7 protein-coding genes (1 of these 7 running past the window's edge) are annotated in these 23,424 nt (G+C 74.1%); all 7 read right to left on the reverse strand.

The genetic code is table 11. The features are described from left to right. Window positions 1-8,011, reverse strand: partial view of a type I polyketide synthase gene (locus tag H4W80_RS61080; protein ID WP_225963671.1) — the 5' end (the start) only. 19,394 nt of this gene lie to the left of the window's left edge; the window shows 8,011 of its 27,405 coding nt (coding positions 1-8,011); it begins with the start codon at window positions 8,009-8,011; the stop codon falls past the left edge of the window. Between the two features lie 57 nt (window positions 8,012-8,068). Continuing rightward, complete coding sequence (locus H4W80_RS26195; RefSeq protein WP_192787517.1) at window positions 8,069-8,971, reverse strand: FG-GAP repeat domain-containing protein; 903 nt, start codon at window positions 8,969-8,971, stop codon at window positions 8,069-8,071. Window positions 8,972-9,148: 177 nt separating this feature from the next. Next, window positions 9,149-9,937 carry an ABC transporter permease gene (locus tag H4W80_RS26200; protein WP_192787518.1) on the reverse strand — a complete coding sequence of 263 codons (789 nt, stop codon included), beginning with the start codon at window positions 9,935-9,937 and terminating at the stop codon, window positions 9,149-9,151. Next, window positions 9,934-10,833: an ABC transporter ATP-binding protein gene (locus tag H4W80_RS26205; RefSeq protein WP_192787519.1), complete on the reverse strand. Its 900-nt coding sequence runs from the start codon at window positions 10,831-10,833 to the stop codon at window positions 9,934-9,936. The genes H4W80_RS26200 and H4W80_RS26205 overlap by 4 nt, the downstream gene beginning before the upstream one ends. Window positions 10,834-10,872: 39 nt before the next feature. Continuing rightward, a complete protein-coding gene (locus H4W80_RS26210) occupies window positions 10,873-12,294 on the reverse strand; it encodes an isochorismate synthase (RefSeq protein WP_192787520.1) in 1,422 nt (473 codons plus the stop codon). A 25-nt stretch (window positions 12,295-12,319) separates the two neighbouring features. After that, a complete protein-coding gene (locus tag H4W80_RS26215; RefSeq protein ID WP_192787521.1) occupies window positions 12,320-13,909 on the reverse strand; it encodes a (2,3-dihydroxybenzoyl)adenylate synthase in 1,590 nt (529 codons plus the stop codon). Between the two features lie 33 nt (window positions 13,910-13,942). Then, window positions 13,943-23,398: a type I polyketide synthase gene (locus tag H4W80_RS26220; protein ID WP_192787522.1), complete on the reverse strand. Its 9,456-nt coding sequence runs from the start codon at window positions 23,396-23,398 to the stop codon at window positions 13,943-13,945. Window positions 23,399-23,424: the final 26 nt, after the last annotated feature.

Genomic DNA, 23,424 nt, shown 5'->3' on the forward strand with positions numbered 1-23,424 from the left:
ACAGCCGCTCCACCAGCAGCACGCCGACGCCCTCGCTCCACCCCGTGCCATCGGCCGAGGCCGAGAACGCCTTGCAGCGCCCGTCCGCCGACAACCCCCGCTGCCGCGAGAACTCCACGAACGTGCCGGGCGACGCCATCACCATCGCGCCGCCCGCCAGGGCCAGGTCGCACTCGCCCGTCCGGAGGGCCTGCGCGGCCAGGTGCAACGCGACGAGCGACGACGAGCACGCGGTGTCCACGGTCACCGCAGGGCCCTCGAACCCGAACGTGTACGACACCCGCCCGGACGCCACGCTGGCCAGCTGGCCCGTGAGGAGGTATCCCTCGACCGCGTCGGAGCCCTCGGAGCGCCGTGGTCCGTACTCCATCGGCGCGATGCCGGTGAAGACCCCGGTCTGGCTGCCGTGCAGCGTGGCCGGGTCGATGTTGGCGTGTTCGAAGACCTCCCACGAGGCCTCCAGGAGCAGCCGCTGCTGCGGGTCCATGGCCAGGGCCTCGCGCGGCGAGATGCCGAAGAAGGCCGCGTCGAAGGCGGCGGCGTCGTACAGGAAGCCGCCCTGCCGGGTGTAGGAGGTGCCCCGGTTGCCGGGGTCGGGGTCGAACAGCCGGTCCAGGTCCCAGCCGCGGTCGGTGGGGAACTCGCCCACCGCGTCCCGGCCCTGCGCGACCAGCTCCCACAGGTCGTCCGGCGACAGCACGCCGCCGGGGAAGCGGCAGGCCATGCCCACGATCGCGATCGGCTCGTCGTGGCCGGCCGCCCGTGCCGCGGTGGCGGGCGTGGCGGAGCCGCCGAGCAGTTCGGTACGCAGGTGCTCGGTCAGCGTCTTGGGCGACGGGTAGTCGAACAGCAGCGAGCTGGGCAGTTGCAGCCCGGTGGCGGCGTTGAGCCGGTTCCTGAGCTCGACCGCGGTGAGCGAGTCGAACCCGGCGTCCTTGAACGCTCCGGTGGCGCTGATGACGTTCGGCGTCACGTGCCCGAGCACGAGGGCGGCCTGGCCGCGTACCAGGTCGAGCAGGGTGCGTTCCTGCTCGTCCGGGCTCAGCCCGCGCAGCGACTGCGCCAGCGGCACGTCAAGGGAGCCGACGGCCGCGCGGCGCTCGACGGGCTTGCGCAGCATCCCGCGCAGCATCGCCGGTACGGGCTCCGCGACCTTGGCCAGGCTCAGCCGGGCGGGCAGCGTCGTCACGGCGCCGCCCGCGAGCGCGGAGTCGAAGAGCTCCAGCGCCTCCTCCCGCGGCAGCGGGGCGACGCCGAGCCGGGCCCAGCGTGCCAGGTCGGCCGTGGCGAGCGTGCCCGCCATGCCGCCGAATTCGGCGGAGTTGTCCCACAGGCCCCAGTCCAGGGCCGTGGCGGGCAGGCCGAGCGCGTGGCGGTGGCGGGCGAGGGCGTCGAGGAAGGCGTTGGCGGCGGCGTAGTTGGCCTGGCCGGCGCTGCCGAGCGTGGCCGCGCAGGACGAGAACAGCACGAACGCCGACAGCTCGCGCTCGCGGGTCAGCTCGTGCAGGAGCCAGGCGGTCTCGGCCTTGGTCCGCCACACGGTGTCGAGCCGCGCGGGGGTCAGCGCGGGGACGACGCCGTCGTCGAGCACGCCGGCGATGTGCACGACGCCGGTCAGGTCGCGGCAGGAGTCGATGAGCCCGGCCAGCGCCTCGCGGTCGGTGACGTCGCAGGCGACGAGTTCGGCGTGCGCGCCGAGCTCGGCCAGCTCGGCCGCGAGCGCGACGGCTCCGGCCGAGTGCGGGTCGCGGGTGACGAGGACGAGGTCGCGTACGCCGTGCCGGGTGGCGAGGTGCCGGGTGACCGTGCGGCCCAGCGCGCCGGTGCCGCCGGTGACCAGCACGGTCCCGTCGGGGTTCCAGGGCCGGTCCGCCGCCGGCCGGCCGCGCCGCGCCAGCCTCGGGACGTGGATCTTGCCGGACCTGATGGCGAGCTGGGGTTCGTCGTAGGCGAGTGCGGCGGCGACGGCGTCCTCGACGCTGCCGTCGTCGTCGAGCAGCACGAACCGGTCCGGGTACTCCGTCTGCGCCGACCGGACCAGGCCCCACACGGCCGCGCCGGCCAGGTCGGGCACCTCGTCGGTCGCTCCCCTGGTGACGATCACCAGCCGGGCCGACGCGGGCTGCTCGCCGTCGAGCCAGTCCTGGACGGCGGAGAGCACGCGGAGCACGGCCGCGCGCGCCCGGTCCGTCCCGTCCCTTTCGTCCTCGTCGTGCCAGGGCAGGAGCACGTCGCCGGGCGCCATGGTGGCGCCGCCCGCGGCGGGTACGGGCATCCAGTCCACCTCGAACAGCCCGACGTGCTCGGCGGGCGGGTCCACGGGACCGCGCGCCTCCAGCCAGTACCGCCGGCGCTGGAAGGCGTAGGTGGGCAGGTCGACGTGGAGTGCGGGGGCGGCGCCGAAGTAGGCGTTCCAGTCGACGGTGACGCCGCAGGCGTGGAGCTGTCCGAGGGCCTGGACGAAGGTGTCGATCTCGTCGCGGTCCTTGCGCACGGCGGGGACGAAGACGCCGTCCGGGAGCATCTGCTGGGCCAGCGCGGTGAGGACGCCGTCGGGGCCCACCTCCAGGAAGAGCGCGGCGTCCGCGGCGGCGATGCCGTCGGCGAAACGGACGGGGCGTCGTACGTGGTCGATCCAGTACCGGGGGCTGGTGAGCAGGCCGGGTTCGGCGAGCCTGCCGGTGACGTTGGAGATCACCGGAATGGCGGGCTCGTGGTAGGTCAGCCCGGCGATGGCCTCCTCGAAGGGCGCCAGCATCGGCTCCATCAGCGGTGAGTGAGCGGCCTGGGAGATCCGCAGCCGGCGCTTGCGTGCCGTGACGTTCCGCGCGATCTCCTCGATGGCGGCCTCCGCGCCGGAGATGACCACCGAGGTCGGGGTGTTGACGGCGGCGATGGCGACGCGGTCCTCGTACCCGTCGAGGAGCGGCAGGACGTCAGTCTCGGACGATGCGATGGCGAGCATCGCGCCGCCCGGGGGCAGCGTGTGCATGAGCCGGGCCCGTACGGCGATCAGGGTGCAGGCGTCGGCGAGGGAGAACACCCCGGCCACGTGGGCGGCGGCGATCTCGCCGACGGAGTGCCCGACCACCACGTCCGCCCGCACGCCGAGGGATTCGAGCAGCCGGTACAGGGCGACCTCGAAGGCGAACAGGGCGGGCTGGGTCAGGCCGGTCTCGTTGAGCACCCCGTCGGGGTCGGTGAACATCACCTCGCGCAGGGGGTGCGGCAGGTGGGGATCCAGCAGCGCGCAGATCCGCTCCAGCGCCTCGTCGAAGACGGGGAAGGCGGCGGCCAGCTCGCGCCCCATGCCGAGCCGCTGGCTGCCCTGCCCGGTGAACAGCAGGGCGAGCCGGCCCGCCGGGCCGCTGCCGGTCAGCACGCCGGGCGCGGCGGGGCCGCCCGCCAGGGCCCGCAGGCCGGCCAGCAGGTCGTCACGCTCGCGGCCGACGACCACCGCGCGGTGTTCGAGCACGGACCGCTCGGCGGCCAGCGCGGCGCCGGCGGCGGCGACGGGGATGCCGGGCGTCGCCCAGGACGCGAGCCGCTCGGCCTGCCCGGCCAGCGCCTCGGGCGTCCTCGCCGAGATGAGCCAGGGGACGGCGGGGAGGTTCGCGTCGTCGCGGGGGGCCGGGACGGCCGGGTCGCCCTGCTCGATGATGACGTGGGCGTTGGTGCCGCTGATGCCGAAGGAGGAGACGGCGGCGCGGCGCGGGCGGTCCTGTGCCTCCCACGGCCGGGCCTCGGTGAGCAGCTCGACGGCGCCGGCAGACCAGTCCACGTGCGGGGACGGCTCGTCCGCGTGCAGGGTCCGCGGCAGCATCCCGTGGCGCATGGCCATGACCATCTTGATGACGCCGCCCACGCCGGCGGCGGCCTGGGAGTGGCCGATGTTCGACTTGAGCGAGCCCAGCCACAGCGGCTGGTCCCTGTCCTGGCCGTAGGTCGCGATCAGGGCCTGGGCCTCGATCGGGTCGCCCAAAGTGGTCCCGGTCCCGTGGGCCTCGACGACGTCCACGTCCCCGGCCGCGAGCCCGGCGTTGGCCAGGGCCTGCCGGATCACCCGCTGCTGCGAGGGACCGTTCGGCGCGGTCAGGCCGTTGCTGGCGCCGTCCTGGTTGATCGCCGAGCCCCTGAGGACCGCCAGCACCCGGTGCCCGTTGCGGCGGGCGTCCGAGAGCCGCTCCACCAGCAGCATGCCGACGCCCTCGGCCCAGCCCGTGCCGTCGGCGGAGGCCGAGAACGCCTTGCACCGCCCGTCCGGCGACAGCCCGCGCTGCCGGGAGAACTCCACGAACATGCCGGGGGACGCCATCACGGTCGCGCCACCGGCCAGCGCCAGGTCGCACTCCCCCGACCGCAGCGACTGCGCGGCCAGGTGCAGGGCCACCAGGGACGACGAGCACGCCGTGTCCACCGTCACCGCCGGGCCCTCGAACCCGAACGAGAACGCGACCCGGCCGGAGATCACGCTGGCGGAGGTGCCGGTCAGCACGTAGCCTTCCGCCGCCCCGGTGGCCTCGTGCAGGCGCGGGCCGTAGTCCTGGGCCATCGCGCCCGCGAACACGCCGGTACGGCTGCCGCGCAGCCCGGCCGGATCGACGCCCGCCCGCTCGATCGCCTCCCACGACGCCTCCAGCAGCAACCGCTGCTGCGGATCCATCGCCAACGCCTCACGCGGCGAAATCCCGAAGAACCCGGGATCGAACTCCGCCGCGTCATACAGGAAACCGCCGTGCCGCGCGTACGACGTCCCGCGGCTGTCCGGGTCCGGGTCGTACAGCGCCGCCAGATCCCAGCCGCGATCGACGGGGAACTCCCCGATCGCGTCCCTACCGGAGATCACCAGGTCCCACAGGTCGTCGGGGGAACTCACCCCGCCGGGGAAGCGGCAGGCCATGCCCACGATCGCGATCGGCTCGTCCGCCACCGAGGCGGCGGTCACCACGGCCTGGGCGGCCTGCCCGCCCGTCAGCTCCGCGCGCAGGAACGCGGCCAGCGCCTGCGGCGAGGGGTAGTCGAACAGCAGCGAGCTGGGCAGCTGGAGCCCGGTGGCGGCGTTGAGCCGGTTCCTGAGCTCGACGGCGCTGAAGGAGTCGAAGCCGAGCGCCTTGAAGGCGGTGGCCGTGTCCACGGTCGCGGCGTTGGCGTGGCCGAGGACGAGCGCGATGCAGGTCCGTACGAGCTCCAGGAGCAGCTGCTCCTGCTCCGGTCCCGGCAGGCCGTGCAGCCGGTCGGCGAGCGGCTGCGTCCCGTCGCCGGTGGCCGCCGGCTCCGGGGGCGCGGGCGGGGGCGGCGCCGCGCCGTCCGGCTCGGGAAGCCAGTGGTAGGTGCGCTGGAAGGCGTAGGTGGGCAGCGGGACGCGCCGCGCGCCCGGGTACAGGGCGTCCCAGGCCGGCGAGGTGCCGCGCACCTGCAGCTCGGCCAGGGCCAGGGCGGCGCTGTGGCATTCGGGCCGGTTGTCCCGCAGCGTGGCGACGAACCGGATGCCGGGGTCGGCGGGCAGGCAGTGCTGCCCCATGGCGGCCAGCACCGAGCCGGGGCCGACCTCGACGAACGTGGTCACGCCCGTGTCGGCCAGCGCGCGGATGCCGTCGCTGAAGCGCACGGCCTCGCGGACGTGCCACACCCAGTGGCCGGGCGAGCACAGGTCCTCGCCGGACGCGACGGCCCCGGTGAGGTTGGAGACGACCGGGACGGCCGGCTCGCGGTAGGTCAGCGACTCGGCCACCTGCCGGAACTCCGCCAGCATCGGGTCCATCAGCGGCGAGTGGAAGGCGTGGCTCACCCGCAGCCGCCGGGTCTTGCGGCCGCGGGCGCGGAACTCCTCGGCGATCTCCGTGACGCGGTCCTCCGCGCCCGAGACCACGACGGAGTCGGGGCCGTTGATCGCGGCGATGCTGACCGAGTCGTCGAGATGGGGGCGCAGCTCCGCCTCGGTGGCCTGGACGGCGATCATCGCGCCGCCGGCGGGCAGGGCCTGCATCAGCCTGCCGCGCGCCGCGACCAGGGTGCAGGCGTCGGCCAGGGACAGCACGCCGGCGACGTGCGCGGCGGAGATCTCGCCGACGGAGTGGCCGATGAGCCGGTCGGGGCGGATGCCCCAGTGCTCGTACAGGCGGGTGAGCGCGACCTCGAAGGCGAAGAGCGCGGGCTGGGTCATCCCGGTCTCGTTCAACGCCCCGTCGGGATCGTCGAACATCACCTCGAGCAGCGGCCTGGCGAGCTCGCCGTCGAAGCAGGCGGCGATCTCGTCGAGGGCCCGCGCGAAGGCGGGGTACGCGGCGTAGAGCTCGCGGCCCATGCCCGGGCGCTGGCTGCCCTGGCCCGAGTAGAGGAACGCCACGTCGCCGTCGCTCGGCCGCCCGGTCACGATCTCGGCGGCGGCCTCTCCCCTGGCGAGCCGGTCGAGCACGCCGGCCAGCCGGGACGGCTCGTCCACGACGATCGCGGCGCGGCGGTCGAAAGCCGTGCGCGTCGTGGCCAGCGAGTAGGCCGTGTCCACGGCGTCGGACAGGGCGTCGGACACGGCGTCGGGCACGGCGTCGGGCACGGCGTCGGCGGCGGGCTCGGCGAGCAGGTGGTCGCGCAGCCGTCCCGCCTGGGCGCGGAGCGCGGCCTCGCTCTGCCCGGCCAGCGGCAGGATCAGCGGGCCGGCGGGCCTCTGCCCGGCCGACGGCAAGATCGCCGGCTCGGCGGGGCCGGGCGCCGGGCGCGGCGTCTGCCTCGGGTGCTCCGCGAGCACCACGTGGCAGTTGGCGCCGCCCATGCCGAACGAGCTGACCCCGGCGACCAGCGGTTCGCCGGCGCGCGGCCAGGCGGTCAGCGCGGTGTTGACGCGCAGGTTCAGCTCGTCGAACGGGATCAGCGGGCTGGGCGTCTCGAAGTTGAGCGACGCCGGCAGCTCCCGGTGCCTGATGGCCAGCACGGTCTTGAGCAGGCCGACGATTCCCGCCGCGCCTTCCAGGTGGCCGACGTTGGTCTTGGCCGAGCCGACGAGCAGCGGCGTGCCCGAGTCCTTCGCGGTGCCGATGGCGGCGCCCAGGGCGCGTGCCTCGATGGGGTCGCCGACCCGGGTCCCGGTGCCGTGCAGCTCGACGTACTGGACGGCGGCCGCCGGCACGCCGGCCCGCTCGCAGGCCAGCCGGATGACCTCTTCCTGGGCGTCCTGGTCGGGGACGGTGAGCCCGTCGCCGCCGCCGTCGTTGTTCACGGCGCTGCCGGCGATCACGCAGTGGACGCGGTCGCCGTCGGCGAGCGCGCGGGCCAGCGGCTTGAGCACGACGATGCCGCCGCCCTCGCCTCGGACGTAGCCGTTGGCGCGGGCGTCGAAGGTGAAGCACCTGCCGTCGGGCGACAGGGCGCCGAACCGGAGCGCGGCGAGCGTGCTGTCGGGGGTCAGATTGAGGTTCACGCCGCCGACGATGGCCAGGCTCGACTCGCCGCCGCGCAGGCTCTCGCAGGCCAGGTGCACGGCGGTGAGGGAGGCCGACTGGGCGGAGTCCACGGTCAGGCTGGGGCCGTTCAGGCCGAGCGTGTACGAGATCCGGTTGGCGAGCAGGGCCCGGCTGATGCCCGTGAGGCTGTGGCGGGTCAGCGCCGCGCGGCCGGCGCCCTGCAGCAGCTGGGCGTAGTCGCCGGCCATGGCCCCGATGAAGACGCTCGTGCCGGTGCCCCGCAGGCTGTCCGGGACGATGCCCGCGTCTTCGAGCGCCTCCCAGCTCAGCTCCATGAGCAGCCGCTGCTGGGGGTCCATCATCGCGGCCTCGTTCGGGGAGATCCCGAAGAACTCGGCGTCGAACTCGGCTATGCCGGTCAGGAAGCCGCCGCGCAGCGACTCGGTCTCCGGGGAGTTCCACCGGCCACCGGGAACGCCGGTGACGGCGTCGCCCCCGTCGCGCAGCAGCCGCCAGAAGGAGTCGGGGTCCGGGGCCTGGGGGAGGCGGCAGGATATGCCGACGATCGCCACCGCGTCGTCGGAAAAACTACGAGAGGAGCGTTCGTAGGACATTGAACCAATCCAGATTCCGACGGAGCGAGCAGAGGGCAGGGAAACGCTCTTGGGCCATCAGCTGATGACGTCGTAATTGCCGAATCCGGTGCCGACGGTGACCGGCTCGCGGAAGAGGTCGAGCGGGTCCTCGGGCCTGAACTTCCCGGAGTGGAGGTACGCCTCGAGCGTTCCGTCGGGGCGCAGGCCCAGCAGGTCGGGCCGGCCGTCCAGGTCGACGTCGGCCAGCGTCATCAGGCGCATGTCCTGCCAGCCGTGGGCGACGGTGTACCAGGTGCCCTCGGTGGTCGCGGCGGCCGGGGTGCCGGGCGGGGCCGCGAACTCGTACAGGTCGAGGTCGCCGTTCGCGCGGCGGACCAGCAGGTCCAGGTTGCCGTTGCCGGTGAAGTCGGCCATGGCGATGGGGAGGTCGTCGACGCCGACCTCGGTGAGCCGCACCGGGTCCTTGTCGTAGGTGTCGTTCCGCACGACCCCCTGGTCACGGTGGGGGAAGACGTCCACGTTGCCGGCGTCCTTGCCCTTGCCGAACGTGTCGTCGGCGCCGGTGCGGGTCACGTCGGCGAACCCGATCGTCTCCCACTCCCGGCCGTCGTCGCGCTTGCCGGACACCCGGATCGGCTCGGCGAACGGGCCGATCTCGCCGGGGCCGCCCAGGTTGCGCAGCAGGAAGAAGCCGTGCTCGCCGTTCTCGCCGGGGTTGATGCCGTACTCGCTGGCGCTGAACGCGCAGATGTCGGCGCGCCCGTCGCCGGTCGCGTCCACGGCGCGGACGAAGAAGAACCGCCACCAGCCGAAGCCGTCACCGATCTTCACCGGATCGCCGTAGGTCTCGGTGCCGTTGAACTCGCCGCTGTGCGGATGGACGAACAATTCCCCGGTTTCGGTGTTGCGCACCAACAGGTCCGGCCGCCCGTCGCCGCGGAAGGAACGGCATTGGCCGTTCGCGAAACTCGACGCCATTGTTGAACGCTCCTCCCCGCCAGGAATTCCGGTCAAGCGTCATCAGTATTCGCGAGCCGGGATAAGGCGGGTAACCCCTAGCGCCCATTAAAGAGGCCGCTCACGCCCCACTTCGGGGGCGGACGGCACGCCGAATTCCCGGCGCGCGTGACGCGCGCCGGGTGCCGGTGGGAGGTCTCAGGTGTCGCGCGAGCGGAACAGCGCGAACGCCGCGAGCAGCAGGACCGCGGTGAACGCGGCCATCACGCCGAACCCGGACCACGGCAGCATCCGGTCGGGCAGCTGCACGGTGGTGGTGACCTGGAGGCCGGCCGAGATCGGCCAGTACGTCGTCACCCAGTCGCCGACCGCGTCGGGCAGCAGCCTGGGCGTGATGACGGGGATGATGAAGTTGATCGCCACCACCACGGTCGTCGCGCTCATCGTGGCCCGCATCAGGCCGCCGACCGCCACGCCGACCAGGCCGACCAGCGCCCAGATCAGGCCCATGCCGACGACTGCGCGCAGCACGCCCGGCTGGCCGAGCGAGGCGGTGGGCGCGCCGGCCGCCCCGATCACCCGCTGGCCGAGGAAGTACGCGCCGAAGCCCGCCACCAGGCCCATCAGCAGGGCGATCAGCCCGAACGTGGCCACTTTGGCGGCCAGCAGCCGGCCGCGCCGCGGGACCACGGTCACGCTGGTGCGGATCAGGCCCGTGGCGTACTCGTGGGTCACCACCAGCACGCCCAGCGCGCCCACGGTGATCTGGGCGAACAGGAACCCGCCGTACATGCTGATGTAGGTGGGGTCGAACACCGCCCTGCCGGTCTCGGAGGCCGCCAGGTAGCCCTTGGCCGCGCCGTTGGCGGTGGCCGCGCCCAGGCCGACCATGAGCGCCACGGCGGTGAGGATCGTGGGGATGTTGGACGGTATCGTGCGGAACTTGGTCCACTCGGAGCGGATCGTGTCCGCGATGGCCACGCTCATGCCACACTCGCCTGGAACTCGATGCTGTCACGGGTCAGATCCATGTAGGCCTGCTCCAGGGAGCGCTGCGGCGTCAGCTCCGTCAGCACCACCCCGGCGGCCAGTGCCGCCTTGCCGATCTCCCTGGGCTCCAGCCCGGTGACGATGAGGGCGCCGTCGGCGCCCGGGTGGACGGTGGCGCCGGCCTCGGTCAGGAGCGGGACGAGCAGCTCGTGCTCCTCGGCCCGCACCAGCACGTTGGAGCCCTGCCGGACGAACTCGGTGATGCCGATGTCGGCGATCAGCTTGCCCCTGCCGATCACGACGAGATGGTCGGCGGTCTGCGCCATCTCGCTCATCAGGTGGCTGGAGACCAGCACGGTGCGGCCTTCCGCGGCCAGCCCCCGCATCAGCTCGCGGATCCACTTGATGCCCTCGGGGTCCAGGCCGTTGACGGGCTCGTCGAATAACAGCACCTTCGGGTCGCCGAGCAGCGCCACCGCGATGCCGAGCCGCTGCCCCATGCCCAGCGAGAAGCCGCCGGCGCGCTTGCCCGCCACCGACTCCAGCCCGACCAGGCGCAGGACCTCGTCCACCCGCCGGGCGGGGATGGCGTTGGTCTGGGCGATGCAGAGCAGGTGGTTGCGGGCGGTGCGCCTCGGGTGCACGGCGCGGGCGTCCAGCAGGGCGCCCACCTCGCGCATCGGCCGGGGCAGCCCCGCGTAGGCGCGGCCGTTGACCGTCACGCTGCCCGCGTCGAGGCGGTCGAGGCCGAGAATGGCCCTCATCGTGGTGGATTTGCCCGCGCCGTTGGGGCCGAGAAATCCGGTGACCCGCCCCGGGTGGACGCTGAACGTCAATCCGTCGACTGCCGTCTTATTGCCATAGCGTTTTGTCAAGCCGGTTATTTCGATCATTTCCAGCCCCTCCGAAGACCGGTCGTTTCCAAGATCTTCTCATCGGGACTGTCTATATGGTGCCCTTTCCGACAATGGAATCGCCAGCGCATTAAGCATGGGCCGGAACTTGAGCCGGGTCTCCTCCAGCTCGGCCTCCGGATCGGAGCCCGCCACGATGCCGCATCCGGCGTACAGGGTCGCGGTCTCATCCTGCACGTGTGCCGAGCGGATCGCCACCGCGAACTCGCCCTCCTGCTCGTCGTTCATCCACCCGACGGGGCCCGCGTACCAGCCGCGGTCGAAGGGCTCGGCGTCGCGCACCCACTCCAGCGCGGCGTGGCGCGGATGGCCGCCGACGGCGGGCGTCGGGTGCAGCCGCTCCACCAGGTCGAGGACGCTGGCGGTCTCCGGGTCGGCGATCTCGCCGACGATGCGGGTGTGCAGGTGCCGCAGGTTCGGCAGGTCGAGCACGTGCGGCTCGTCCGGCACCATGACCGTGCGGCACACCTGGTCGAACGCCTGCCGCAGCGTCGCGGTGACGATCCGCTGCTCGCGCCGGCTCTTGTCGTCCTGCAGCAGGGCGGCGCGCAGGCACGCGTCCTCGGCGGGCGTCGCGCCGCGCGGCATGGACGCCGCCAGGCTCATCGACTCGGCCCGCCCGCCGCGCAGGCCGACCAGCCGCTCGGGGGTGGCGCCGACGAAGGCGTGCCCGTACGCGGACACGGCGAAGACGGTGCTCCCCGGTTGCGTGTCGCGCAGGGAGCCCAGCACGGAGGCCAGGTCGTACCCCCACGGCGAGGTGATCCGCAGCTGGCGGGCCAGCACGGCCTTGTCGAACCTGCCGCGGGCGATCTGCTCGGTGGTGTGCGCGACCAGCGCCTTCCACTCCGACGCTGAGGGGACCTCGATCATGGTCGTGCCCGGGAGCAGGGGGCTGGGGCAGGGACGGATCCCGGCGGAGGAGATCAGGGCGAAGGCGTCCGCGACCGTGCGCGCCGGCCCGTCCGTCGTGGTGGGCCGGGGGTCGACGCTGACGCTGAGCGCGAGCGTGGTCGTGCCGTCGGGATCGCGCGAGATCAGCACCCTGGGCACCCACATCAGCGCCTCGGGCAGCGGCCCGGGGCGCGGCGCGAAGGCGAACCCGCCGACCAGCGACGGCATGGCGCGCCGCCCCGGCCCGCCGGAGACCGCGGTCCCGGCCGCCCGCTCCCAGCCGCGCCGGATGCCGGCGAACCGGTCGTGGCCGGCGTGCGTGAAGTCCGTCGCGCTGCCCATCGCCATGACGGTGGAGTGCGGCGACATCCAGACGAAGGTCCGCGTGGACCGCTCGAACAGCGGTCTCAGCAGCCCGGCCGGGTCCACGGGCGGGATCTCCTGGCGCCAGGTCGCCAGCGCGGGGCAGTCGTTGTTGCGCGCCTCGGCGGTGGCCTTGGCGTGCACTTCCAGGAAGCCGGGCAAGTCGATGTCTGCGACGTGCATCGGGTACGTCCTCTGCGAGCGTGGGTTAGCTGAACATCCCGGCGAGCGCCTTCTTGCTGACCTTGCCGAGCGGGGTGACAGGGAGCTCCTGGACGATCTCCAGGCGGTCCGGGAACTTGAAGGCCGCTACCCCGCGTTCTCGCAGGAACGCGGTCAGGTCGCCGAGCGCCGGCGGCGTGCCGCGGGGCACGACGCACGCGCACGCCCGCTCGCCGAGCACCTCGTCGGGCAGGCCCACCAGGGCGACCTCCCTGACGCCCGGGTGCGCGAGCAGGTGGTTCTCCACCTCCTCGGCCGCGATCTTCTCCGCGCCCCGGTTGATCTGGTCCTTGACCCGGCCCTCGAAGACGATGTGCCCGGTCGGCAGCAGCCGTACGAGGTCGCCGGTCCGGTAGTAGCCGTCGGCGGTGAACGTCCTGGCGTTGTGCTCGGGCGCCCGGTAGTAGCCGCGCACCGTGTACGGGCCGCGCGCCAGGAGCTGGCCCACCTCGCCCGGCGTGACGTCGCGGTCGTCCTCGTCGACGACCCGCACCTCGTCGTCCGGGGAGACGGGCAGCCCCTGGCTGACCAGGACCACGTCCTGCGGATCGTCCCATCGGTGGAACCCGCACAATCCCTCGGCCATGCCGAAGGCCTGCTGGAGCCGGCAGCCGAGCGCGGGCTCGACCCGGCGGGCCAGCTCGTTCTGCAGCTTCGAGCCGCCGATCGTGACGCGGCGCAGGCTGGACAGGTCGTACTCGTCCCACTCGGCGGCCTCCATCCACAGCAGGGCCGCGCCGGGGATGAGGCCGGTCTCGGTCACCCCTTCCCGCTCGATGAGCGGGAAGGTCTCGTCCGGGCTGGGGCCGGGCGCCAGCACGAGCGTGCCGGCGGCGTGGAAGGTGGCCAGCAGCCCGTGGGTCAGCGGCCAGTTGTGGCACAGCGGCAGGCTCACCAGGTGGACGGTCTCCTCGCCGTAGTCGCACGCCTCGGCGACCGCGCGCCCGCTGTAGGACCACTCCTGGTGCGCGCGGGGAACGAGCTTGGGCACACCGGTCGTACCGCCCGACAGCAGGAAGAGCGCCACGCCGGCGGGGTCGGGCCGGGGCAGGCAGGCCGCCCCGGCGTCCGCGTAGTCCAGCCTGGTGAAGCCGCCCGGGTCGCCCGCGACGAGCACGTGCTTGAGCGTGGGCACCCGCGCGGCCACCTCGGCGGCCAGGTCCCGGTAGTCGAACCCGACGTGCACGTCCGGGATGACGTACGCGGCCGCCTCCGTGAACTCGCAGAAGTACGTGATCTCGCTGCCGCGGTGCGCCGGCAGCGCCATGACCGGCAGGGCGCCGATCCTGAACAGGGCGAACAGCAGCGCGACGAGCTCCGGGACGTTGGGGAGCTGCACGACGACCCGGTCACCCGGGCCGATGCCGATCTCGCCCAGCCGCGCCGCCATGCGGTCGGCCCGGCTGTCCAGCTCGGCGTAGCTCCACCGGTGGGTGCCCGCCACGAGAGCGAGCTTGTCCGGGTGGGAGCGGGCCCGCGCGCCGAGGAGCTCGCCCAGCGTCTCGTCGCGCCAGTGACCGGCCGAGCGGTAGCGCTCGGCGAACTCCTCCGGCCAGGGGGTGCATCCGTCCAGCATGGGTGCGTCCTTTCTCAGGTGGGGTCCGCGAGCTCAGCTCACGGCCTCCGCGAGCAGGTGCTCGGCCAGCTCGGCGGGGGTCGGGTAGTCGTAGATCGCGTCGGCCGCCACCTCGATGCCGGTCAGTTCGACGAGCCGGTTGCGCAGCTCCACCGCGGCCATCGAGGAGAAGCCCAGCTCGAAGAACTCCGCGTCCCGCTCCACCGCGTCGGGCAGCGGCAGCTGCAGGATCGCGGCGGCCTGGCCGCGTACCACGTCGAGCAGGATGCCGTGGTGCTCGTCGGCCGGGCTGTCGGACAGCAGGCGGCGGAAGGCGGCGATGCCGTCCACGACGCCGTCCGGCCCGATCTGCCGGTCCGCGGCCTGCGGGATCTCCTCCAGCAGCCGGGCGGGCCCGGCCGCGGCGAGCGCGGCCCAGTCCGGGTCGGCGACGACGAGCGCCCTGTCCCCCTGGCGCAGGGCCTGGCGGACGGCGCGGACCGCGTCCGCGGGCTCCTCGAGGCCCGCCGCGACGGCCAGCGCGGGCTGCCCGGATGCGAGCCGCTCGTCGGCGAGCGCGGTGAAGTACTCGTACCGGCCGGCGCCGTCCCCGCCCCAGGCGGCGTGCGCCGGGGCCAGCATGAGGAAGACGGGCACGTCCGCGGCGCGGGCGGGCTTGTCGAGCGCGTACGCCGCCTCGGCGGTCGTGCAGACGACGGCGGTCACCCGGCCTGCGGGCAGCCGCCCGCCGACGGCCCGGACGACCACGCCCGGCTCGCTTTCGAGCCCGGCGTGCGGCTGGGTCAGGACGACCTCGTCCGCGCCGTTGCGCGCGGCCCATCTGGCCAGCTCGGCGGCGGTGTCGTCGAGCGGGCCCGCCACCAGGACCGTGCCGCCGGGACGCCATTCGCGGCCGGTCGGGGCGCCGCGCGGCGGTGCCGGGCGCAGCCTGCGGGCGAAGGCCCCGCCGGAGCGGACCGCCACCTCGTTCTCGCCGGTCAGCCCGGACAGCACCCCGCACAGCCGCCGCATGACCTGCTCGTCCAGCCGGCCCGGCAGGTCGATCAGCCCGCCGCGCCCTTGACCGGTCTGCTCGTCCAGCCGGGCTCGCAGGTCGCCCCAGTCGCGGGCGGCCTGCGGTCCGGCCAGCGGGTCGGACGGCGCCACCTGGATCGCCCCTTGGGTGAGGAACCAGACCGGCGCCGATCCCGACGGGAGCGCCGGAGCGGTCGCGCCTTCCGGCAGCAGGCACACGACGCCCGCCACGCCGCCGTCGGAGTCCGGCATCGCGGACAGCCGTACGGTGTCCGCGCCGTGCGCCGCGAGCCCGGCCGCCAGCAGTTGTGCCGGCGTCTCACCCGGCGCGGTTCCGGCCCGCGTCTCGCCCGGCGCGGCTCCAGCCGGCGTCTCATCCGGGCCGGCGCCGTCGGGGGCGACCACCAGCCAGGTGCCGCGGAGCGCGGGCGCGGGCAGGTCCGTCAGAGGGTGCCAGCCGAGCTGGTAGCGCACGTCCGCGTGGTCGGCGCCGTCCTGGCCGCGCAGCCGGGCCAGCGCGGGCAGCAGCTCGTCGAGCGTCGCCCCGCCCCGCAGGCCGAGCACCGCGAGCAGGCCGTCGCGGTCGCCCCGGGCGACGGCGTCCCACAGCTCCTGGCCGGGCCCCTCGGCCTCCTCGTGCCGGGGCGGGTCCGGCCAGTAGCGCTGCCGCTGGAAGGGATAGGTCGGCAGCGGTACGGGCGAGCCCGTGCCGATCACCGCGCCCCAGTCGACGCCGACGCCGTTGGCGTGCGCCCGGGCCAGGGCCTCGACCAGCGTGGTGGCCTCGGCCCGGTCGCGGCGCAGCACCGGCGCGGCGACGCCGCTCCAGCCGTCCAGGCAGTCCTCGACCATGGCCGACAGCACGGCGTCCGGCCCGAGCTCCAGGAACGTGGAGACGCCCTGGTCCCGCAGGGTCCGCACGCCGTCGCAGAAGCGCACGGCCTGCCGCAGGTGGCGGGCCCAGTACTCGGGCGAGGTCAGCTCGTCGTCGGTGGCGAGCTCGCCGGTGACGTTGGAGACGACGGGGATGGTCGGCGGCCGGAAGTCCAGCCCCCGCGCCACGCTCACGAACTCCTCCAGCGCGGGCTCCATCAGCGGCGAGTGGAACGCGTGGCTGACGGCCAGCCGCTTGGTCTTGCAGCCGCGCCGGGCCAGCCGTTCGGCCAGCTCCAGCACGCTCGTCTCGTCGCCGGACAGGACCAGGGAGGCCGGTCCGTTGAGGGAGGCGATGCCGACGCGCTCCTCGTACCCGGCGAGCAGCGGCAGCACCTCCTCCTCGGTGGCGCCGCGCACCGAGACCATCGCGCCGCCGGGCGGCAGCGCCTGCATCAGCCTGCCCCTGGCGGCGACGAGCGTGACCGCGTCGTCCAGCGACAGCACGCCGGCGACGTGCGCGGCGGCGATCTCGCCGATGGAGTGGCCGGCCAGGTAGTCGGGCCGCACGCCCCACGCCTCCAGGACCCGGAACAGGGCGACCTCGACGGCGAACAGCGCCGCCTGGGTGTACCGCGTCTGCGTGAGCAGGTCGGCGTCGCCGGTGATGACCTCGCGCAGCGGCCGGTCGAGGTGCCGGTCGAACCTGGCGCAGACCGCGTCGAAGGCCGCGGCGTACTCGGGGTAGGCCGCGTACAGCTCCTCCCCCATGGCCGGGCGCTGGCTGCCCTGGCCGGTGAAGAGGTACGCCGTCCGGCCGCGGGCCGCCGATCCGGTGATCACGTTGTCGGCCGCGGTCCCCTCGATCGCCGACTCCAGCCCGGCGGCGAGCTCGCCGCTGGTGGTCCCCAGGACGACCAGCCGCCGCTTGAACGAGGACCGCGTGGTGGCGAGCGACCAGGCCAGGTCCGCGACGGGCCGGCCGGGCCGGGCCGCCAGGTGCTCGCGCAGCCGGCGGGCCTGGGCCTTCAGGGCGTCCTGTGTCTTGGCCGACAGCACCCAGGGGATCACCGGCCGCCCGGCCCGCGCCGGCGGCGCGGCGGGCTCCTCCGGGACCTGCTCCACGATGACGTGCGCGTTGGTGCCGCTGATGCCGAAGGACGAGACGCCCGCGCGGCGCGGCCTGCCGGTCTCCGGCCACGAGGTGGCCTCGGTGAGCAGCCGGACGGCGCCGGCGTCCCACGCGACGTGCGTCGTCGGCTCGTCCACGTGCAGGGTCTTCGGCAGCACGCCGTGCCGCATGGCCATCACCATCTTGATGACGCCCGCCACTCCGGCCGCGGCCTGGGTGTGGCCGAGGTTCGACTTCACCGAGCCCAGGTAGAGTGGCCGGTCCTGCGGCCGGTCCTGGCCGTAGGTGGCGACGATGGCCTGCGCCTCGATCGGGTCGCCGAGGGTGGTGCCGGTGCCGTGGCCCTCGACGGCGTCGACGTCGGCGGCGCGCAGCCCCGCGTCGGCCAGCGTCTGCTCGATGAGCCGCTGCTGGGAGGGGCCGTTGGGGGCGGTGAGCCCGTAGCTGGCGCCGTCCTGGTTGATCGCGCTGCCGCGCACGACGGCCAGGATGGGGTGGCCGTTGCGGCGCGCGTCGGAGAGCCGCTCGACGAGCAGCATGCCCACGCCTTCCGCCCAGCCGGTGCCGTCGGCGGCCGCGGCGAACGACTTGCAGCGGCCATTGGCGGCCAGCCCGCGCTGGCGGCTGAAGTCGACGAACACGGACGGGGTGGACAGCACGGTGACGCCGCCGGCCAGCGCGAGCGAGCACTCGCCGCGCCGCAGCGCCTGGATCGCCATGTGCAGCGCCACCAGCGAGGAGGAGCAGGCCGTGTCGAGGGTGACCGACGGGCCCTCGAACCCGAAGGTGTACGACACCCGCCCGGAGGCGACGCCGGCCGAGATCCCGGTGCCGACCAGGCCCTCCAGGTCGCTCGCCGGCTGCTGCAGGTGCATCCCGTAGTCGTGGTACATCAGGCCGACGTACACGCCGGTCTTGCTGCCGCGCAGCCCGGCCGGGTCGATGCCGGCGTGCTCCAGCGCCTCCCACGAGCTCTCCAGCAGCAGGCGCTGCTGGGGGTCCATGGCCACGGCCTCCCTGGGCGAGATGCTGAAGAACGCCGGGTCGAACGCGGTCGCGTCGTAGACGAAGCCGCCCTCGCGGGCGTACGTGGTGCCGGGGTGCTCGGGGTCCGGGTGGTAGAGCTCGTCCAGGTTCCAGTTGCGGTCGGAGGGGAACATCGACATCGCGTCGCCGCCCTCGGCCACCAGGTTCCACAGCTCGTCGGGGTTGGTGACGCCGCCGGGGAGCCGGCAGCTCATGCCGACGATGACGATCGGCTCCTCCTCACCGGCCCGGGTCGTGGCGGAGGCGGCCGTCTGGGGCCCGTCGAGCAGGCGGTCGAGCAGATACCGGACCAGCTGGACGGGCGTCGGGTAGTCGAAGATCAGCGTGGCGGGCAGCCGCAGCCCGGTGGCCGCGTTCATCCTGTTGCGGAACTCGACGGCGGTCAGCGAGTCGAACCCGGCCTCGTTGAACGGGCGGTCCTGCTCCACGGCGCCGGCGTCGCGATAGCCGAGCACGGTCGCCACCTGGCCGAGCACCAGGTCGAGCAGCACCCTGGCGTGCTCGGCCGCGGGCATGCGGGCCAGGCGCTCGCGCAGCTCCGACGCGGCGGCCGGGTCGTCGCCCACCACCCGCCGCTTGGAGGTGGGGACGAGCTCCCGCAGGATCGTGGGCAGCGCCCCGAACTGGGCCGCCATCCGCAGCGCGGCGAACTCCAGCCGGATCGGCACCAGCGCCGCCCGGTCGGCGGCGCAGGCCGCGTCCAGCAGCGCGAGGCCGTCGGCGGTGGACAGCGGCGCGACCCCGGTGCGGGCCAGCCGCGCCCGGTCCGCCTCGCTGAGGGTGCCGGTCAGCCCGCTGTCCTGCTCCCACAGGCCCCAGGCCAGGGACAGGGCGGGCAGGCCGAGCCGCCCGCGCCACTGCGCGAGGGCGTCCACGAACGCGTTGGCGGCCGCGTAGTTGCCCTGGCCGGGGCCGCCGAAGACGCCGGCGGCCGACGAGAACAGCACGAACGCGGTCAGCGGCAGGTCCTTGGTCAGCTCGTGCAGGTTCAGCACGGCGTCGGCCTTGGCCCGCAGCACGTTGTCGATCCGCTCGGGCGTCAGCGCGGCCAGGACGCCGTCGTCCAGCGCGCCGGCCGTGTGGACGACCCCGGTGAGCGGGTGCTCGTCCGGGATTGCGGCCAGCACGTCGGCCAGCGCCTGCCGGTCGGCGGCGTCGCAGGCGGTGACGGTCACGTCCGCGCCCAGCCCGGTCAGCTCGGCCATCAGGCCGGCCGCGCCGTCGGCGTGGGGGCCGCGCCGGCTGATCAGCACCAGCCGCCGTACCCCGTGCTCGTTCACCAGGTGACGGGCGACGATCCCGCCCAGGGTGCCGGTACCGCCGGTGATCAGCACGGTCCCGTCGGGGGTCCACGTGCCGGGGCCGGCGGGCTCCACGGCGCGGTGCCGGGCCAGCCGCGGGACCAGGGCCTCGCCTTCGACCAGCGCGAGCTGGGGTTCGCCCGAGGCGAGGGCGGCGGGGACCGCCTGCCAGGACGCGTCCGTGCCGTCGACGTCGAGGAGGACGAACCGGCCGGGATTCTCCGACTGGGCCGAGCGGATCAGCCCCCATACGGCGGCGCCCGGCAGGTCGTCGCCGGTTGCTCCCTGGGTCAGGATGACCAGGGGCACGTCGGCGTACCGCTCCTGTTCGAGCCAGGACTGGGCGGCGGCCAGCACCTCGCCGGTCGCGGCGCGGGCGCCGGCGGCCGGGTCGTCGCCCGCGTACGGGGTGCAGACCAGGATCGCCAGGTCCGGCACGGGGCCGTCCGGGTCGAGGGCGTCCACCGGCAGGCCGAGCCGGGTGGCGTCGCCACCGGCGATCGCGTACCGGAGGCCGTCCCGGGCGGGGGCGGGCTGCGCGGGCACCCATTCGAGGGCGAACAGCGCGTCCCGCAGCGGGTCCGCGGCGGCCTTGAGGTCGGCGGCGGCCATCGCGCGCACGACCAGCGAGTCCACGGAGGCGACGGGCGCGCCGGTCGCGTCGGCCACCTCGATGCGGACCGCGTTCGCTCCCTCGGGCGCCAGCCGGACCCGTAAGGTGGCCGCGCCGGTGGCGGCCAGCCGCACGCCGGTCCAGGCGAAGGGCAGGACGGGCCCGGCGCCGTCCTGGGCGGGGAAGAAGTCGCCCACCGCGAGCGGCTGGATGGCCGCGTCGAGCAGCGCCGGGTGCAGCCCGAATCCGCCGGTCTCGGTCCCTTCCGGGAGCGCCACCTCGGCGAACAGCTCCCGGTCGCGCCGCCAGACGGCCCGCAGGCCGCGGAAGGCCGCGCCGTAGCCGACGCCGATGCCCTCCAGCAGCTCGTAGACGTCGTCGGCGCCGACGGCGGTCGCGCCCGCGGGCGGCCACGACGGCTCGCCGAACGCCACGGCGCCGGTGTCCTTGGCGAGGAAGCCGGTGGCGTGCCTGGTCCAGGGCTCGTCGTCGAGCCGGGCGTGGATGGCCAGCGCCCGCCGCCCGTCCTCGTCGGGCGCCCCGACGGCCACCTGCACCTGGACGCCGCCGCGCTCGGGCAGGATCAGCGGTGCCTGCAGGGTCAGCTCTTCGAGCAGGTCGCAGCCGGCCTCGTCGCCCGCTCTGACGGCCAGCTCCACGAACGCGGTGCCGGGCAGCAGCACCTGGCCGTTGACCTGGTGGTCGGCCAGCCACGGGTGGGTCTTCAGCGAGAGCCTGCCGGTCAGCAGCACGCCCTCGCCGTCCGCGAGCGACACCGCCGCCGCCAGCAGCGGGTGCCCGGCGGGGCCCATGCCGACCTCGGTGAGGTCGCCGTTGGACTGGACGGTCTTGGGCCAGTACGGCTCGCGCTCGAAGGCGTAGGTGGGCAGTTCGACCTGGGTCGGGCGGGCGGGCTCGTACACGCCGGTCCAGTCGATCTCCACGCCGCGTACCCACAGCTCGGCGGCGCTGGTCCACAACCTGCGCAGGCCACCGTCGTCGCGGCGCAGCGTGCCGCACGCCACCACGTCCTCGACCGTCTCCTGCACCGCCATCGTCAACACCGGATGGGCACTGACCTCGACGAACACCCCATGACCCTGCTCAGCCAGCGCCCGCACCGACGGCTCCAACCACACCGTCCGCCGCAGATTCTCGTACCAGTACGCGGCATCCACCTCGGACCCGGTCAGCCAGCACTGCCGCACCGTCGAGTACCACGGCACCTCGCCCGCTCGCGGCTCCACCGGGGCCAGCAACCTCGCCAGCTCCTCCTCGATCGCCTCCACATGAGCCGAATGCGAGGCGTAATCCACCTCGATCCGCCGCGCCCGCACCCCCTGGGCCTCATAGCCGGCGATCAATTCCTCAATGGCATCCGCATCGCCTGAGACCACCGTCGAAGACGGCCCGTTCACCGCCGCGATCGAAATCCGATCGCCCACTTCGACTTCCGAGGCCGGTAGCGGGATCGACGCCATGCCGCCCTGCCCGGCCAGCGCGACGATCGCCTGGCTTCGCAACGCCACCACCCGGGCGCCATCCTCGAGCGACAGCGCACCCGCCACGACCGCGGCGGCGATCTCACCCTGAGAGTGACCCACCACGGCGGCCGGAGCCACCCCGAGCGAGCGCCACACCTCGGCCAGCGACACCATCACGGCCCACAACACCGGCTGCACCACATCCACGCGGTCCAGACCCTCTTGATCGCGCAACACACCCGTGAGGGACCAGTCCACGAACTCCGACAGCGCCGCCTCACACTCCGCCATCCGCGCCGCGAACACCGGCGACTCATCCAGCAGTTCCACGCCCATGCCGAGCCACTGCGACCCCTGACCGGGAAAAACGAACACCGTCTTGCCGAGCGGCCCGGCCACACCCCGCACCGCGCCCTCGCCCAGACCGGCCAGCAGCTCCTCCCGGTCAGACCCGATCACCACCGCACGGTGGTCGAAGACCGAGCGGCCGAGCAACGACCAGCCCACGTCCACCGTTCCCTGGTCGGGATGCGACCGCGTCCACGAGGCCAGCCGTTCGGCCTGCCGCCGCAGCGCCTCGCCCGTCCTGGCCGAGAGCGTCCACGGCACGACGGGCAGCTCCCCGCCGGGTTCCGCGGGGGTCTCGGCGGGCGCCTCCTCCAGCACCACGTGCGCGTTCGTGCCGCTCATGCCGAACGACGACACGCCGGCTCGGCGCGGCTCGCCGCCCGCGGGCCAGGGGCGGGCCTCGGTGAGCAGCTCCACCGCGCCCGCCGACCAGTCGATGTGCGGCGAGCGCTCCTCGGCGTGCAGCGTCGCGGGCAGGACGCCGTTGCGCATGGCCATGACCATCTTGATGACGCCCGCCGCGCCGGCGGCGGCCTGGGCGTGGCCGATGTTCGACTTGATCGATCCCAGCCACAGCGGCTGGTCCCGCTCCTGGCCGTAGGTCGCGAGCAGCGCCTGGGCCTCGATCGGGTCCCCCAGCGGGGTCCCCGTGCCGTGCGCCTCGACCGCGTCGACCTGGACGGGCGCGAGTCTGGCGTCGGCGAGCGCCTGGCGGATCACCCGCTGCTGGGAAGGGCCGTTAGGGGCGGTCAGGCCGTTGCTGGCGCCGTCCTGGTTGACCGCCGAGCCGCGGATGACCGCCAGCACCGGGTGTCCGTTGCGGCGGGCGTCCGACAGCCGCTCGACCAGGAGGATGCCGACGCCCTCGGCGAGCCCCATGCCGTCCGCCTCGGCGGAGAACGCCTTGGAACGGCCGTCCCTGGCCAGCCCGCGTACCCGGCTGAAGCCGATGAAGGTGCCCGGCGTGGACAGGACGGTCACGGCCCCCGCCAGCGCCAGCGAGCAGTCCCCGTTGCGCAGCGCCCGCACCGCCAGGTGCAGCGCCACCAGGGACGAGGAGCAGGCCGTGTCGATCGTGACGGCCGGTCCCTCCAGGCCCAGCGTGTACGAGACGCGGCCGGACACCACGCTCGTGGCGACGCCGGTCATCAGGTAGCCCTGCAGCTCCGGCGGCGCCTGCATCATCATCGTGAGGAATTCGGGGCTGTTGGCGCCCACGAACACCCCGGTCCGGCTGCCGCGCAGCGCGGCCGGGTCGATGCCGGCCCGCTCGATCGCTTCCCATGAGGTTTCGAGCAGCAGCCGCTGCTGCGGGTCCATGGCCACGGCCTCGCGCGGCGAGACGCCGAAGAACGCGGCGTCGAAGGCGGTGGCGTCCCGCATGAAGCCGCCGTCCCGGACGTACGAGGTGCCGACCGCGTCGGGATCCGGGTTGTACATCGACTCCAGGTCCCAGCCGCGGTCGTCCGGCATCCCGGAGACGGCGTCGGTGCGGTCGGACACGACCCGCCACAGGTCCTCGGGGCTCGCGATGTCGCCGGGGTATCGGCAGCCGATGCCGATGATGGCGATGGGCTCGTGGTCCTTGTCCTCGGCCGCCTGCAGCCGCTTCTTGCTGTCGTGGAGCTCGGTCGTCACGCGCTTGAGGTATTCGACGAGCTGCTCTTCTGTCGCCATGTGTGCTGCCTTCCTAGCCTTCGGTG

The sequence above is a fragment of the Nonomuraea angiospora genome, assembly GCF_014873145.1.
GTDB lineage: Bacteria > Actinomycetota > Actinomycetes > Streptosporangiales > Streptosporangiaceae > Nonomuraea > Nonomuraea angiospora.

Excerpts from the sequence above, each read along its gene's own strand:
- H4W80_RS26195 (WP_192787517.1), bottom strand. The coding sequence starts at position 8,971 with ATGGCGTCGAGTTTCGCGAACGGCCAATGCCGTTCCTTCCGCGGCGAC.
- H4W80_RS26200 (WP_192787518.1), bottom strand. The coding sequence starts at position 9,937 with ATGAGCGTGGCCATCGCGGACACGATCCGCTCCGAGTGGACCAAGTTC.
- H4W80_RS26205 (WP_192787519.1), bottom strand. The coding sequence starts at position 10,833 with ATGATCGAAATAACCGGCTTGACAAAACGCTATGGCAATAAGACGGCA.
- H4W80_RS26210 (WP_192787520.1), bottom strand. The coding sequence starts at position 12,294 with ATGCACGTCGCAGACATCGACTTGCCCGGCTTCCTGGAAGTGCACGCC.
- H4W80_RS26215 (WP_192787521.1), bottom strand. The coding sequence starts at position 13,909 with ATGCTGGACGGATGCACCCCCTGGCCGGAGGAGTTCGCCGAGCGCTAC.
- H4W80_RS26220 (WP_192787522.1), bottom strand. The coding sequence starts at position 23,398 with ATGGCGACAGAAGAGCAGCTCGTCGAATACCTCAAGCGCGTGACGACC.